The sequence below is a fragment of the Leptolyngbya sp. 7M genome, from assembly GCF_018128485.1.
On the sequence record NZ_CP070897.1, the window covers coordinates 2930985 to 2944526 of the forward strand.

A 13542-nucleotide genomic window follows, 5' to 3' on the forward strand; every position below is an offset into this window, starting at 1 on the left:
GTGGGGGGCAGCATGAGCGGCCCCTTTTTGTCTTTTGCTGTTATTTCTGAGAATCGAGTGTGTTAGAACAAAACCTGCTAGAAGGGAGTCTGCAACGGTGACGGTTGTCCCTCCAAGTAGTGGAGAAAATCGAGCAGTTCGGCATCATCTAGTTCTTGGCGTGACCGTTTGCCATAGGTGCGTTTGAGGTATTCCCGACCTTGCTCCGTGCTCCAACCCAACCGTTTCATTTCAATTCCGATTTTCATGATTTCTTCAGAACGGTCTGAGGTATTCTGCGGCGGTGGCACCATGGACTCATCTGCTTGCAAATATTCAGGCTTTTTCTTGTCGGTTTTGGGTTTGCGAAATCGTTTTCTGACGGTTGGATAGCGAATGCGACGAGAATGGGGTTGTCCCGGAGTCCAACCTGGTGACTGTCCACGGGGTTTGGGTGCAGGGGCAGGTGTTCCAATCACCACTAAAACTTGTGCAAAAGCATTGGCTGTCCGACCTGGCGAGAGATTGGGTAAGGATTTCTGCATCGCCTTGTCCTCATGTCACAGGGTTCGCTCCACTCATGGGGGGTGCTGGGTGTTCATAGGTGCGTTCTCGTAGGGTTTCCGCTTGCAACCTGGCCTCTGCCGGGTGGTCTCCGGCTCACACGATCCGCTCGTCCTACGGGGCATCTGCTCCAGGTACAATCCCATCAATTCCCCTCGTGGCGGCTTGCTATCTTGCAGGGATTCATACAAACTCGACCACTGCTGTCGAAACACGGGGGATAAAGAGAGTTCAGCAACCGAGTCAACACTTCGGCTAACCAACACCGCATCCATCAGGTCAAACAGGGACTCTTTGCCATTACCCATCAGGCCTACAGCCTGATGTCGAAAGGTTCGAAGCTGGTCAAAATGACTCATAGTCAAGTGATTTGATACGTCCTTGACTATTAAGCGACCAGGTAAGCGACCAGGTAAGCGACCAGGTCGTTCGGTCTGGCCGCTTTTCTTAGCCTTTTAGTCTAAACGTCAGTTATTACCTATGACAAATAGTGTGTCACTGTACTACTGGTGTCTATTAGTTAACTGATGACATCAAAGGACAGATGGAGAGTAGGAGATTCGAACTCCTGGCCTTCGCGGTGCGATCGCGACGCGCTACCAACTGCGCTAACTCCCCGTAGCGTCAACTATTCTAGCACTGAGTTAGTCGAGCTAGAGCATCATAAATCAGGCCAGTGGTCACGGCAGGTAGCTCTAGCTGAGGCGTCAGTCCCACATCATCGAGCAGGGTAAAGATTTGAATTGCCCGTGGGTTGAGATCAGCCAACTGTTGACCGAGTTCGGCAGAGGTAAATTGCGCTTGTTTGCCCCACAGCACAGCAGTTGGAACTGTCAGTTGGGGAATGTAGGCTGCTAGATCAAAACAAAGGTCACCCCGGACAAAGGAGATAGCGCTGTAGTCAGCACCGGGCTGTTGGGCTGAGGCGAGGTAGGCATCCACCATTTCTTGCGAAACTCGATTGGCGCGAGCAAACTGTTTGGTTTCCAGAAAATTGCGGATCCCCAATCGCGTGGCGATCATCGTATCGTAGATCAGCCGATCGAGTACGGGTAGACTGACTAGTTGGGAGAAGAAATTGCGGTAAGGCCGACCGAAATCAGCCAATCCGGCTGGGGCTACCAGAAACATGGCCTTGACCAATTCTGGACGAGCAACGGCAATCCGCACCATCAGAGCAGCGGTGAGCGAAGAAGCCACCACCATTGTTGCCGTACCGCACACTTTCTCGATAAATTCAACGATTGTAGTGACATAATCCTGAATTTGGTAACTACGGGCCAAATGCTGCGAACGCCCCCAGCCGATCAGGTCTGGTGCCAGCACCTGATATTCTGGCACAAAGGCTGGATAGACGTGAGACCATTCATAGGCCGAAGAGCCACCGCCAAAACCATGAAGAAATACCAGCGTTGGCCGATGATCCGATAAATCTGGACCAGGTGAGGGCAGGGGGGCTGCTTCGCCATTGGTTACTTTCGCACTGGCTGCTTTCGCAGTGTAATAGACCAACGTACCAAGGCTGGTTGAGATCGAAGATTGACAGAAGCCTGCTGGCTGGAGCATACGAAACGAGCGGGGGTTGATATATGAAGATACTGACGGCAGCATGATCTGAGCGCTAGCACTACAGCCTGAAAAACAGCCTGTATAAAAACCTGGCTTGATACTACTGCACAGTTTATGGTTGTGGCCCAGGGTTTACCGAATTGTGTCGCGGTTTGAAGCCATGAGTGGGAAGTAATCACTCTGGGCTAATCACACTATAATCTCACTCCAGAATCTCACTCCAGCTGAATCATGCCTTGGCGAAGGCATCGCCTGAGGTGGGTGGTGTTTAACATTACGATAAGAACTATAAGATTGCGGATACGCCATGATACAGCCAAAGCAGTGAAGCGGATCAATTTTGATAGCTATGAATTGACTGATCTATAGCTAGAACATAGACACACTAGAGCTTATCCTGATGTGTTTCCAAGCGATAGTTTGTTAACCTATCTGCAATCTATCGGCAACCGCGAGTTAAAAACTGTATTATTTTTGCACTCATGCTTGCAAAGATGATGATAATGGCTACATGGGCGCATTTCAAATCTCTGCATAAATACGAAAGCCTAATTGATCTTTGCATTGCTTGCAAGATTGGGTATAAACTGCAGCTTTGCGCCAGCAGATCTGCAAACCAGGTTGGGCTGTTGTGGTGTAGCTTTCCACCAACGATGGGGAAGTTGTCTTTGAGATAGGCAGAGTAGCTGAGTGGCTGGCTAGTACGATAGCTGAGCAATAGAGCAGCAAACCAGTAACCCAAACGGGTACCCTAAACCGGCAACAAAGTAAACCAATTTACCCTTCTCCTGGCTATGGAATGAATGCGCAATTAGTGCGCTTCTACCAGGGTTTCATTTTTTGAGCCACCCATCGATTGCTGCATTCAGTGAGCCGCGAAGTTTTCGCATGAGAAGCTGATAAAAATACTGACCTGCGGTCAGAAAAATCAGTTGAGCCAGTTCTGTCCTAGAGCTAGATTGGGCGAATCAGGGGCTTAACCTCTCTTTACATTTTTCCATAAATCCTCTCTGATCTTAAGGTTCGACTCATGTTGTTGACTCGGTCGTCCTCCGTGCGCAGATGCGCACACTGCGGGGCACCTACAGAGTTTCGCTGAGAGCCAATTTATGGTCTACGTGTTCCCTTTGCTGACCCATGACATGAACTTGGGGGTTGTATGTCAAATTCCATCAGGGTTTCCGCTCACAATCCAGCCATTGAGCTAGCGGAGCCACCGTCCGCCGTCCGCGAATGCACACGATGCCAAGCAGCTACATTCAACCAGTTTTCTCGACTGGATCTCAACACAGAGAGCGGTGACCTCACGGTTGCCTCGATCTGTGTCCGGTTGGATCTAGAAGATCTGACCTGTTTCTCCGTTGTTGAGCGGCAGTATGAATCGTGGGGAGTGTTGTTTCAAAATGCGATTGCGATTCGTCCATCCAATCCGGCCTTCTCGCCCCAGGCGGGCTTGATGCTGCTGTTGGGTGCGCCGGAAAGCGGGTGCATCGAAGCCACATTTTTGCGGCCCGTGCAGTATGTCAGCAGTTTCATCATCAGCTCTCGCCGCACGGTGATGAGTGCCTTTAATCGACATAATCAACTAATTGGCCAAACCGAAAGCCAAGCTAATTCCCGCTGGGGACGCTGTATGAATCAACGCCTCAGCCTCAGCGGCAGCAACATTCACAAAGTAACTCTCTGTAGCTTCAATGGTGAATTGACGGAAAGATCCGCGGGTGAAAAATCCGATGTTGAAACGATCTCAAGGTCCGCCGTCATCAAAGCCCGTGCATCGGCTCCGACCGCAGCATTAAGATTTTGGATAAGTGAGCGAAGCGCAACCACGGAGCCGACGCCGAGGGCAATACAAAGAAAAAAGAATAGTAGCCGGCGCCAGGATGAGCGGATCTCGCGAAGAGTAAGATTTAAGATAAAATTCATTCGGTGAAAGTGTCGCTTATCACGCGTCCGTCGCGGAGAACGACCTGCCGTTCCGCTTTTGCCGCGAGCTGAGCATCATGCGTTACCAGGACTAACGTAACCTTATTTCTTTCGTGCAGGCCGGTCATTAGTTCGAAAATATGCTGGCCGTTCTTTGAATCAAGATTTCCGGTCGGCTCATCCGCCAAAAGTATTTTAGGATCATTCGCGAATGCCCGTGCGATGGCTACGCGTTGCTGCTCGCCGCCGGAGAGCTCTGATGGATAGTGATGGCCGCGGCTTGAAAGCCCTACATCTTCGAGCAATTCCGCAGCCCGCTCCTTTGCATTCGTAATTCCACGGATCTCCATTGGGATCAAAATGTTCTCCTTGGCCGTCAAGCTCGGGATCAGATGAAACGACTGGAATACAAAGCCGATCTTTTCGCTGCGGATATCGGCAAGCCGGTCCTCATCCTTTGCCGTGATCTCGTCTTTGTCTATCCATATCTTTCCCGAACTTGGTGAATCGAGGCCCGCGATCAGTCCAAGCAGGGTTGATTTTCCACTTCCGGAAGCACCGGTCAACGCAACGAACTGGCCGTCAGGAAACTCTAAGGTAACGTCCGAAAGGATCGTAAGATCCTCTGTTCCGGATCGGACGGTTTTTGTGATGCTGTCTATTCTTATCATTATTCGTGATACTTGCGCTGAACTATCAGCAGATAGATCATCGGGTCAAGGACTTCTCCGCATTCGCTCAAATTGTCCAGGAACTTGAGAATTCACATCAAACAGGTTCCAATAGGATTGCATCTATTTCATAGCAAAACAATTAGCATAAACATTGCACGATGCCCCAATTGACCAGATTATCGATCATCTTAAGCCTCTTTGCTGCCGTTTTCTTAGGTTCGGCGTGCAGGGCGTCCGAGTTCGCAGGAAAGAAATACGATGTTGACCGACCATTGGTTCTGCCGGAAACCGGCGCTGCGAAGCCGAAGATAATTGCATTCGGCGATAGTCTCACTGCCGGATTCGGACTTGCCGAAACTGAGTCCTACCCTTATTTGCTGCAGCAGCGGCTAAAAGCCGAAGGCTTTAACTACGAGGTAGTCAATGCTGGGGTTTCCGGGGATACAAGCTTGGGCGGTGCTGAGCGGATCGATTGGGTGCTTGAACAGCCGAACATCGCGATCCTGATACTTGAACTTGGGGCGAACGACCTGCTCCGCGGAGTACCTGTCTCTCGGATGAAGGAGAATCTGGACCAGATAATCCGGAAAGCAAAGGCAAAGAACGTAAAAGTACTTTTATGCGGTATGGTCGCCCCGCCTTCAATGGGAAACGACTATCAGCAAGAATATTCTCGGGCATTTCCTGATCTGGCAAGCGAGCATAAAGTTGCGTACCTGCCGTTCGTGCTTGAGGGGATCGCACTTAAGCCCGAACTGAATCAGGCCGACGGCATTCATCCGAACGCCGAAGGCACACGAATAATGGTGGAGAATATCTATAAGGAGTTGAAGCCGCTGCTTTCAAACAATCAGCCATAAAAACAGCAAGGGTATGAAATTTATGAATGGCGGTGTTATCGTAGTCGCGTTTACTCTGTTTATTTTTTTCGGAGTCGTCTCTCCGGCAAATTTGGCAGCACAGGACACGGTTCCGATCGAAAAGGAAGCAACGAACGGAAAAACCTCTTCCGGTTCAGATAACAAGGACTCATCGGTCGTGGCAAACAGCTCTGATGATGCCGATTCCAACATTAGAAAGCCGCAAAATAACTGGTATTCTCGGCCAACACCGAACGAGAGAAGAAAGCGTTATATTAACAGCGTCGTAGGCCCGGTTGCGTTGATCCGTTATGCCACGGTCTCCGGTGTGCTCACGGCGCGGAACGCTCCGAAAGAATGGGGCGGAAAGATCGATGGTTTTGGAAAAAGATTCGCATCAAACTTGGGAGAAAGCGTTATCTCCAATACTGTAAAATATGGCTTGGATGAAGTCTTGGAGGTTGACAGCCGCTTCTATCTAAGCCGAGATCGAAGCGTGTCGGCACGCTTTCGAAATGCCATCTTTTCTACCGTCACAGCTAGAAACAAGGAAGGTAAACGAGTCTTCGGTCTTCCGAAGTTAGCTGGAAACCTTGCCGGTAATGTAATCTCCGCGACCACCTGGTATCCTGAACGCTACGGACTAAGCCATGGTTTGAAAGGTTCCGCAATAAATTTGGCTGTCGATGCCGGTGTTGGCCTATTTCGTGAGTTCGTCTGGAAAAAGTGAGATCCTGACCCAGCGTCAGAACAATTTTTTGGTTTGATCTCGGACTGGATCTGGTTCGGGAGTAGTGTATGTTCGTTACGCACTTAGAATGTTCGCTTTGTAAAAGATCGCATGATGCGGAACTTATCCAGGGTCTTTGTATCGAATGCGGAAAGCCGCTATTTGTTTTATATGACCTTGACCGTGCTGCCGCCGAGCTGAAAAAGGAAAACCTCCGAAACAGAAAAAACTCTCTCTGGCGATACCAGGAGATTTTGCCGATAATCAAAGCGAACAACATTATCTCATTTGGTGAAGGCTGGACGCCTTTGCTCCGCTCGGAGCGTCTTGCTTCTAGCCTGCCGATAAAGACAAGACTGTTTATCAAAGATGAAGGACAGAACCCAACACAAAGTTTCAAGGCCCGCGGGATGACAGCAGCGATCTCGCGTGCTAAGGAGCTCGGCGTCACCAAGGTCGCTGTTCCCTCTGCCGGAAATGCCGCCGGTGCGATGGCGGCATATGCGGCACAGGCAGGAATGGAAGCATATATCTTTATGCCCTCGGATACGCCTCGTGCCAACGTAATAGAATGCCAACAAATGGGGGCTAAGGTAACGTTGATCGATGGACTGATAACAGACTGCGGAAAGATCGTAGCCGAACGAAAGGAAGCCGAAGGATGGTTCGACGTTTCAACGTTAAAGGAACCGTATCGTGTCGAAGGTAAAAAGACGATGGGTTACGAACTCGCCGAACAGCTCGGATGGGAATTGCCGGATGTGATCATCTATCCTACCGGCGGCGGTACTGGCCTGATCGGAATGTGGAAAGCTTTCGATGAGATGGAACAAATGGGATGGATCGGAAGCAAGCGCCCGCGTATGGTAAGCGTGCAGTCTGAGACCTGCGCACCGATCGTGCATGCATTTCATAATGGCGATCGCTTTGCACAAGAATTCGAGAACGCATCTACGGTCGCGTCCGGACTACGTGTTCCGAAGGCGATCGGAGATTTTTTGATACTTGATGCACTGCGGGCATCCGGTGGTACTGCCATAGCGGTCTCGCTGTTTGACAAAGGGTTGAGCTAAGCCACGGTAAACCTCATAAATTAACCCACCCTGAGTTTGCCGAATCAACCAAGCACTACCCAAGGCTAAACCAATCAGCCCTAGCCTGATGCCATTTCGATCCCACCAGCGACGTACTGCGTACATTGAGTTCCGTAGGGTGCTCTATCTAAATCACGAACAAAGCTGCGGCCAGTCGCCAAGGTAACACGGCAGCCACAACCAGTCCTATTACCTATCCCAACCTACCCCAAGGCCAGCTCTAGTTCAAGCGCTAAATTTCCGAGATAAGCAATCCTACTTATTGCCTACATTCAGAAAAGAAAAGCTGAGCAATGGCGCAATCGATTGAATGGGTTAGAAGTTGCGTGAGCGCCCGCTGAATACCCGCTCTAGTTGCTTAAAGTTCTCTAGGACTCGCCCAGTACCGAGCACCACACAGCTCAATGGATCGGCAGCCACATGTACCACAATACCGGTTTCGTGGCTAATCAGGGTATCCAGCCCCCGTAGCAGTGCCCCACCCCCAGCTAGCATAATGCCGCGATCGATAATATCAGCCGCCAGTTCAGGAGGTGTACGTTCCAGCGTGCGCTTGACGGCTTCAATAATCACCGACAGCGGTTCTGCCATCGCTTCGCGAATTTCTGGCCCCTTCACAGTCACGGTTCGGGGTAAGCCCGACAGCAGGTGTAGGCCGCGCACATCCATGATGGCATCGTCATCGTCATCCATTGGATAGGCCGAGCCAACCATGATCTTAATTTCTTCAGCAGTGCGTTCCCCAATCACCAGGTTGTGCACCTTCTTCATGTAGTTGAGGATGGCCTCGCTTAGCTCATCACCGGCTACCCGGACCGATTCACTCAAGACCGTGCCCTGTAAGCTGAGGACCGCCACTTCAGTCGTCCCGCCACCGATGTCGATAATCATATTACCGGTCGGTTCAGCAACCGGCAAACCAGCCCCAATTGCAGCTGCTACAGGTTCGTCAATCAGGTAAACATCGCGAGCGCCAGCCTGAGATGCCGCTTCCATAACAGCTCGACGCTCAACGCCCGTAACCCCGCTGGGAATACCAATCACGATCCGAGGCGCAATCAGCCCAGTACGACCCTCATGAACGCGCTGAATGAAGTGTTTCAGCATCAGTTCCGCCGTATCAAAGTCGGCAATCACACCATCTCGGAGAGGGCGCAATGCAACTACGTTGCCGGGGGTTCGTCCCAGCATTTTCTTAGCATCTTCGCCAACAGCCAAGGGCACTTTGTCTTCCTGGTCAATAGCAACAACGGAAGGCTCCTGCAACACAATGCCCTTACCAGACACATAGACTAGTGTGTTGGCAGTGCCAAGGTCGATGCCCATGTCACGTGAGAATGAGAAGCGATTGAAGAAACCCACTAGCTTTCTAAGCCCCCAAATTTAGCTGCTTTCAACTTGCGACTAGACTATAACAACTTATAACAATCCAGCGCGATCCACGTGCGAATCTACAGAATCTACAACTAACAAAATTACAGGTGGATCCTAATATGTTTTTGGATCTGAGTCTAGTCACCTTAGAAAAATCAGATTACCATCAAATGCACCCGCCAACGCTAGCAACCTATTCAGTTCAAGGTGGCAAAATCAGGATAAACCACTGAACCAGCTCACAAACCAGAATGCAATGGAATGACTGCATCTTGCTGGATTCATGCTGACGACTCTATTGCTGAATCGAACCTATATGGCCAATGTTTCAATTGAATTTATAGCATTCAGGCTACCTGCGCAACCCTACCGCCATTTAAATTAACGCTTTTCAATTAACGCTTTAATAAATGCACGCGATGTGCAACTTACTTAAAACCCCGATCGGTGCTGCATCGCCCTCATCCCCTGCCCTTCTCCCAACCTTGGGAGAAGGGGGTAAGAATTTGCTCAAACTCCCTCCTCTCCTAGCTTTGGGAGAGGAGGGCTGGGGAGGTGAGGGCAAATATAGTTGCACATGGCGTTAAATTTCAACCTTTTCATGCCATTTTCATGCCATTTTTTATGCCACTATCTCAGCTTGCGATACACTAATGCGATTTATTGGGTGGGATGGAGACCTAATAAAATTCTCTCTTAGCAGAATTTCAGCTCCGTCACGCTATATATAGGAAGAACTAATGAAAAATATGTGGTCGAATTCCACATCTAGTGCCATTATAGTAGCGTCATGCCCGACAGACCGCACCCGTAGACAGTAATCTCGCTGTTTGCGGGTGCTACCTACCTCTTCTGGATTGATCAGCGCTGAGAACGAAGGGCAGACTTTTTCTGAAATAAATTCTAAGGCTCAGATTTGCCAAGCGTTGGCTCTTTATAAGCGATTAAAGCTATTGAGAGGTTTATGTCTTATACCCTATCCGCAGCTAAGCTGCAGACCTATCATCGCTGCCCCCGCGCCTACTATTTCCGCTACGAACGCCGATTAGATGGGTCTGGTTTTTATGGTTCACCAGCCTTGGGAACTTCGCTGCACCAAGCATTGGCCCAGATCTACCAAGATTGGCACTACCAGGATCCAGTGCCTCGGCTCGATTGGATCGAATATTGTTGGAATCAGCAAATTGGTGACCTGACTTCCAATCAGATTGCGGAAGGGCGGGCAATTTTGCGGCGTTATTACTATTCGTTTATTGCTAGCCAGTCAGCGATGCGGCGTCCATTAGCCGTAGAAGGCCGGATTCAGGGCTGTTTACAGGTGGAAAACCTGGAGTTTGTTTTGTCCGGTCGGTATGACCGGTTGGATTACTGCGGCGATGGATTGGAGCTGATCGACTATAAATCAGCCAAAGAGATTGAAACCATTGAGCCAGACGAAATTGATTTGCAGATCGGACTATATTATCTCGCTCTGGAGCAGCGCTATCAGCGCAGTCTAAAGCAGCTTAGTTTGCTGTACCTGCGCACCGGTGAGAAATTTAGCTACACAGCAACCCCAGACCATCGACAGCGCGTTGAGCAGGTGATCAGCGAATTAGCGGTTGAATTACGACGCGACCGCCGTTGGTTGCCTGTACCTGGAGGCCAATGTGACCGCTGTGCCTATGCCCGCTACTGCCCTGCGATGCGGCAAGAGCCAGAGCCATTACCCGAAGCTGCTCGTCCGGAACCGGGATTGCAGCTTGTACTCAGCCTTAACTAATCTTTCTCAACGAGTCTTGAGTGCTTCTAGGAGGGATCTTGGCACCCTGGCGATCGGGGGCCAGACCGTGCCATACTCGGGGCAACTTGCCTGAGGGCGCTGGTATGAGACCAGCCTATCCTATGGCAGCAACCATAGATTCTTTGAGAGCTTTTTCGAGATTGGCTGCATGGCTGAGCAGATACTGAGAGTCATTAAAGATACGTTCTTTAAACTTCGTCCAGAGCAGACGTCTACCTTGGCGGCCCAGGAGCTGCATGCAGTGACGGCTGGAAGCACGTTCCCAATTCAGTCCTATGCCTACGCTGATGTGAACGGAACCTTCCAAGGTCATATCAAGTTTGCGAAATCGCAGTCGATCCTCGATCAGCCCGTGGGTCAGCATCCAGTCCACAACAATGCCTTCCCGCAGTGCGCGTTCGCAGATCGTAATCTCCTCTAAGCCCAGTAAGGTCATCGCCTCTTGCAAAATCAACGCCCCTGCCACAATAATTTCCGAGCGGCGATCTGACATGCCTGGAATGGCGGCTCGTTCGCTGTAGTTGAGTTTGCGCAAACGGTTAGTAATCTCTCGCAAGTCTTTGAGACTGAACTGATAGCCATTCAGCGGCGACGGAATCAGTCCCAACTTTTCGCGGGCATGAATGGCGGCCAGAGTTTCAATGGTGCCAGAAGTACCTACCAAGCGAGGTTGTTCGCCAAGTTGTACCTGAGCGCTTAATTCCTCCACTGACCGCTCTAGCATACCCCGCACATAGGCTTGCAGGTAATTGAATTCGCTGTTGCTGATTGGATCCGTATGCACTAGCTCTGCTGTCAGCCGCACTGCGCCAATTTTGGTACTGCTGAGGGTGCGGGGTTCGTGACCGTCTCCTAAGATCAGCTCAGTTGAACCGCCGCCAATATCGATAATCACATGAGGCTGGTTGTTAAACTCCATTCCCGACAGCACACCCAAGTAGATGCGCCGCGCCTCTTCCTGCCCCGAAATTAGGTCAATGATTAAGCCCAGCTCCTTTTCCACCTCATGCAGAAACGTCTGACCATTGGGTGCTTCCCGCACCGCACTGGTGGCCGTGGCAACAATTTCTTCCGCATTGAGGGTCTTGGCAATTTCCTGACAGCGGCGTAACGCAACAATTGCTCGCTCCATGGCTTCTGGAGTCAACCGTCCTGTTTGCGGTTCCCGGTCCCCCAACCGCACCGTAGCTTTCTCGCGGGCAATAATGGTAAAAGCTGGAATTGCCGGTTCAACCTTGACGACCGCCATGTGGATCGAGTTGGTGCCTACGTCAATTGCGGCTAAAATTCGGTCCTGTTTTGGAGTAGGTAGTGGGGCGAGTCGCGATTCCTCGCCTTTAAACAGTAGATCAATCATGCTCGATGCAGGAGAAAAACAAAGGACTGGAGATGCTCGCATTTATGTCTCCACTCCCACACTGAAAATGGAGCAATGGATAAACAAATGTCGCCTGCTTCAACCGCATAGCCGGTCTTGAATTAAGATTCAACGGTTGTCAGTTGTTGGAATTGAACTGTGAACAGAACGGACTGTGAACAGAACAGGCAGTTCAGGAACTTCTAAAACAATTGCTTAAATTTTATCGCGACAAAGCAACATCCCAACCGCTGCCTGCAAAATGTGACATTCGGTGAAAGAATGCTGGGCGAACTTGGTGGATGCTAAGTCAAGGGATGCTAACTAAAGGCAATCAGGTTAAAGCAATCGGTTAAAGCAATCGGCTAAAGCAATCGAATTCTTTGTCCGGTTAGTTGAGGTAAACCTGCCCTCCCTGATCGATGTAAACCGAAGTCCGATCGGTAGCAAAGTCGGGTGTTTCTCGCACTCGCATCACTAACGTGCCTCTGGGTGAATTGGGATGCAGCGTCACCTGCAGAAAGCCATTGTCAGCCCGGCGGAATGTAAATGTGGTTGGTACGCTCAGCCGTTCCAGCGTCATTTCCGAGCGGCCTGGCAGGGTGCGAAACTGCGTGTCTCCAATCACCTGATAGTCAATCGGTGAGCCAGTTTCGTTGATAAATCGGATATTGACGCGGTTATTAACCGGCGTTACAGAGGTATAGGGGATTTGTACCCCGGTGAAGCCCGTGTTCGGATCGGACTGAGCAATGGCAGGCGCAGGAGCCGGGGTGGCGGCAGGTAAGGCCCAGCTTAGATTGTTGCCCAGGCAACCTACCAACGTCACCCCACTCAGGCCCAACAGCCAAGATCTACGGAACCCACGAAATAGTTGCAGCTTACGAACGTTAGACAAAGGGAGAAGAGTCATAAATGTTTGAATTGTCAAGAATTATTGAGTTTATTAGAACCAAAACGCCGACTCAGCCAGCCCAGAATGCCGCTCAACAGCGCCCCTGCCATCAAAATTCCGATTGCAGGAGTAAAAACAGGCTCCCATAATTGATACCAAAGATCCAGCCCTAAAGGTAAATTAAACGCATGACCAATCAGGGCAATGGCTAACCAGAAAAAGCTAAATAGAACTAGAAAAATGTTGGCTACAAGCGCGAGATTCAGCCACTCTAGCAATTTGTCTTTCATAGATTTTCAATTTCTAAAACGTATTAACTTGGATAGGTAGTAAATTCAAAAATCATGGAGTAGTGTGACTGGCAATTCAGCCCCCTGAAACAACGTTGTGGCCGCATTATTTTGTTCAGGAATAGTTTAGCAAAATCAACAGTCAAAAAAATATGGCTGTATCTCGCAGGGGAGACAGCCACATTTGTAGAAGCAGTATTCGAAACTCTAAATCGAGTCAATTCGGATTAGCTTTCAATCAGTTCCTCCGAGACTTCCTCTAAGTTGTCTGGATCTACGTAGTGGCATGTGGCGTCATCAACACAAATCAGTGCCCAACCGGACTGATCAACACCCATAAACTTATATAAACCTTGCTCAATGAAAAAGCCTTTGTGATTCCGGGTCTCTGGTTTCACTTCGACGTTATTACCATTCATAGTTCCCAGCTCCTTGATCTTAAAAGAA

Annotated in this window: 14 protein-coding genes and 1 tRNA gene; 5 read left to right on the forward strand and 10 right to left on the reverse strand. The window is 50.0% G+C overall.

The features are described 5' to 3' along the window. Positions 1-77: 77 nt before the first annotated feature. From JVX88_RS43050 to JVX88_RS14395, 4 genes are all read right to left on the reverse strand, one after another. A complete protein-coding gene (locus JVX88_RS43050) occupies positions 78-524 on the reverse strand; it encodes a hypothetical protein (protein WP_211627986.1) in 447 nt (148 codons plus the stop codon). Between the two features lie 33 nt (positions 525-557). Next, the gene (locus JVX88_RS14385; protein ID WP_211627988.1) at positions 558-902 is read right to left on the reverse strand and encodes a hypothetical protein; all 345 of its coding nucleotides are present in this window, start codon (positions 900-902) and stop codon (positions 558-560) included. 186 nt (positions 903-1088) lie between these two features. Beyond that, positions 1089-1161 (reverse strand) — tRNA-Ala (locus JVX88_RS14390). Positions 1162-1176: 15 nt separating this feature from the next. Further along, positions 1177-2154, reverse strand: coding sequence for an alpha/beta fold hydrolase (locus JVX88_RS14395; protein ID WP_263975531.1), 978 nt, complete (start codon positions 2152-2154; stop codon positions 1177-1179). Positions 2155-3271: 1117 nt separating this feature from the next. Between JVX88_RS14395 and JVX88_RS14400 the strand changes: the two genes are divergently transcribed. Continuing rightward, on the forward strand, positions 3272-4045 hold the full coding sequence (locus JVX88_RS14400; protein ID WP_211627989.1) for a hypothetical protein: 774 nt from the start codon (positions 3272-3274) through the stop codon (positions 4043-4045). Here the strand turns inward: JVX88_RS14400 and JVX88_RS14405 are convergent. Beyond that, positions 4035-4709, reverse strand: a complete 675-nt coding sequence (locus JVX88_RS14405) for an ABC transporter ATP-binding protein (protein ID WP_211627991.1) — start codon at positions 4707-4709, stop codon at positions 4035-4037. The genes JVX88_RS14400 and JVX88_RS14405 overlap by 11 nt on opposite strands. 161 nt (positions 4710-4870) lie before the next feature. Here JVX88_RS14405 and JVX88_RS14410 point away from each other — a divergent pair, with 161 nt between their 5' ends. From JVX88_RS14410 to JVX88_RS14420, 3 genes are all read left to right on the forward strand, one after another. Further along, positions 4871-5572, forward strand: coding sequence for an arylesterase (locus JVX88_RS14410; protein ID WP_211627993.1), 702 nt, complete (start codon positions 4871-4873; stop codon positions 5570-5572). Between the two features lie 22 nt (positions 5573-5594). After that, entirely contained in the window at positions 5595-6302 is a 708-nt protein-coding gene (locus JVX88_RS14415; protein WP_211627994.1) for a hypothetical protein, read from the forward strand. A gap of 68 nt (positions 6303-6370) precedes the next feature. Further along, positions 6371-7375 (forward strand): threonine synthase, encoded by a 1005-nt coding sequence (locus JVX88_RS14420; protein ID WP_211627996.1) that lies wholly within the window; start codon positions 6371-6373, stop codon positions 7373-7375. 336 nt (positions 7376-7711) lie between these two features. Here JVX88_RS14420 and JVX88_RS14425 read toward each other — a convergent pair whose 3' ends face one another. Then, entirely contained in the window at positions 7712-8758 is a 1047-nt protein-coding gene (locus tag JVX88_RS14425; RefSeq protein ID WP_263975532.1) for a rod shape-determining protein, read from the reverse strand. A gap of 976 nt (positions 8759-9734) precedes the next feature. Between JVX88_RS14425 and JVX88_RS14430 the strand changes: the two genes are divergently transcribed. Next, positions 9735-10532 (forward strand): RecB family exonuclease, encoded by a 798-nt coding sequence (locus JVX88_RS14430; protein ID WP_211627998.1) that lies wholly within the window; start codon positions 9735-9737, stop codon positions 10530-10532. A gap of 115 nt (positions 10533-10647) precedes the next feature. Here JVX88_RS14430 and JVX88_RS14435 read toward each other — a convergent pair whose 3' ends face one another. The 4 genes from JVX88_RS14435 to JVX88_RS14450 all read right to left on the reverse strand — a co-directional run bounded on the left by JVX88_RS14435 (position 10648) and on the right by JVX88_RS14450 (position 13514). Then, positions 10648-11952 (reverse strand): Ppx/GppA phosphatase family protein, encoded by a 1305-nt coding sequence (locus tag JVX88_RS14435; RefSeq protein ID WP_317134635.1) that lies wholly within the window; start codon positions 11950-11952, stop codon positions 10648-10650. A gap of 349 nt (positions 11953-12301) precedes the next feature. After that, positions 12302-12823 (reverse strand): hypothetical protein, encoded by a 522-nt coding sequence (locus JVX88_RS14440; RefSeq protein ID WP_211628000.1) that lies wholly within the window; start codon positions 12821-12823, stop codon positions 12302-12304. Positions 12824-12837: 14 nt separating this feature from the next. Next, positions 12838-13095: a hypothetical protein gene (locus JVX88_RS14445; protein WP_211628001.1), complete on the reverse strand. Its 258-nt coding sequence runs from the start codon at positions 13093-13095 to the stop codon at positions 12838-12840. A 227-nt stretch (positions 13096-13322) separates the two neighbouring features. Continuing rightward, entirely contained in the window at positions 13323-13514 is a 192-nt protein-coding gene (locus tag JVX88_RS14450) for a hypothetical protein (protein ID WP_035996814.1), read from the reverse strand. Positions 13515-13542 lie beyond the last annotated feature (28 nt).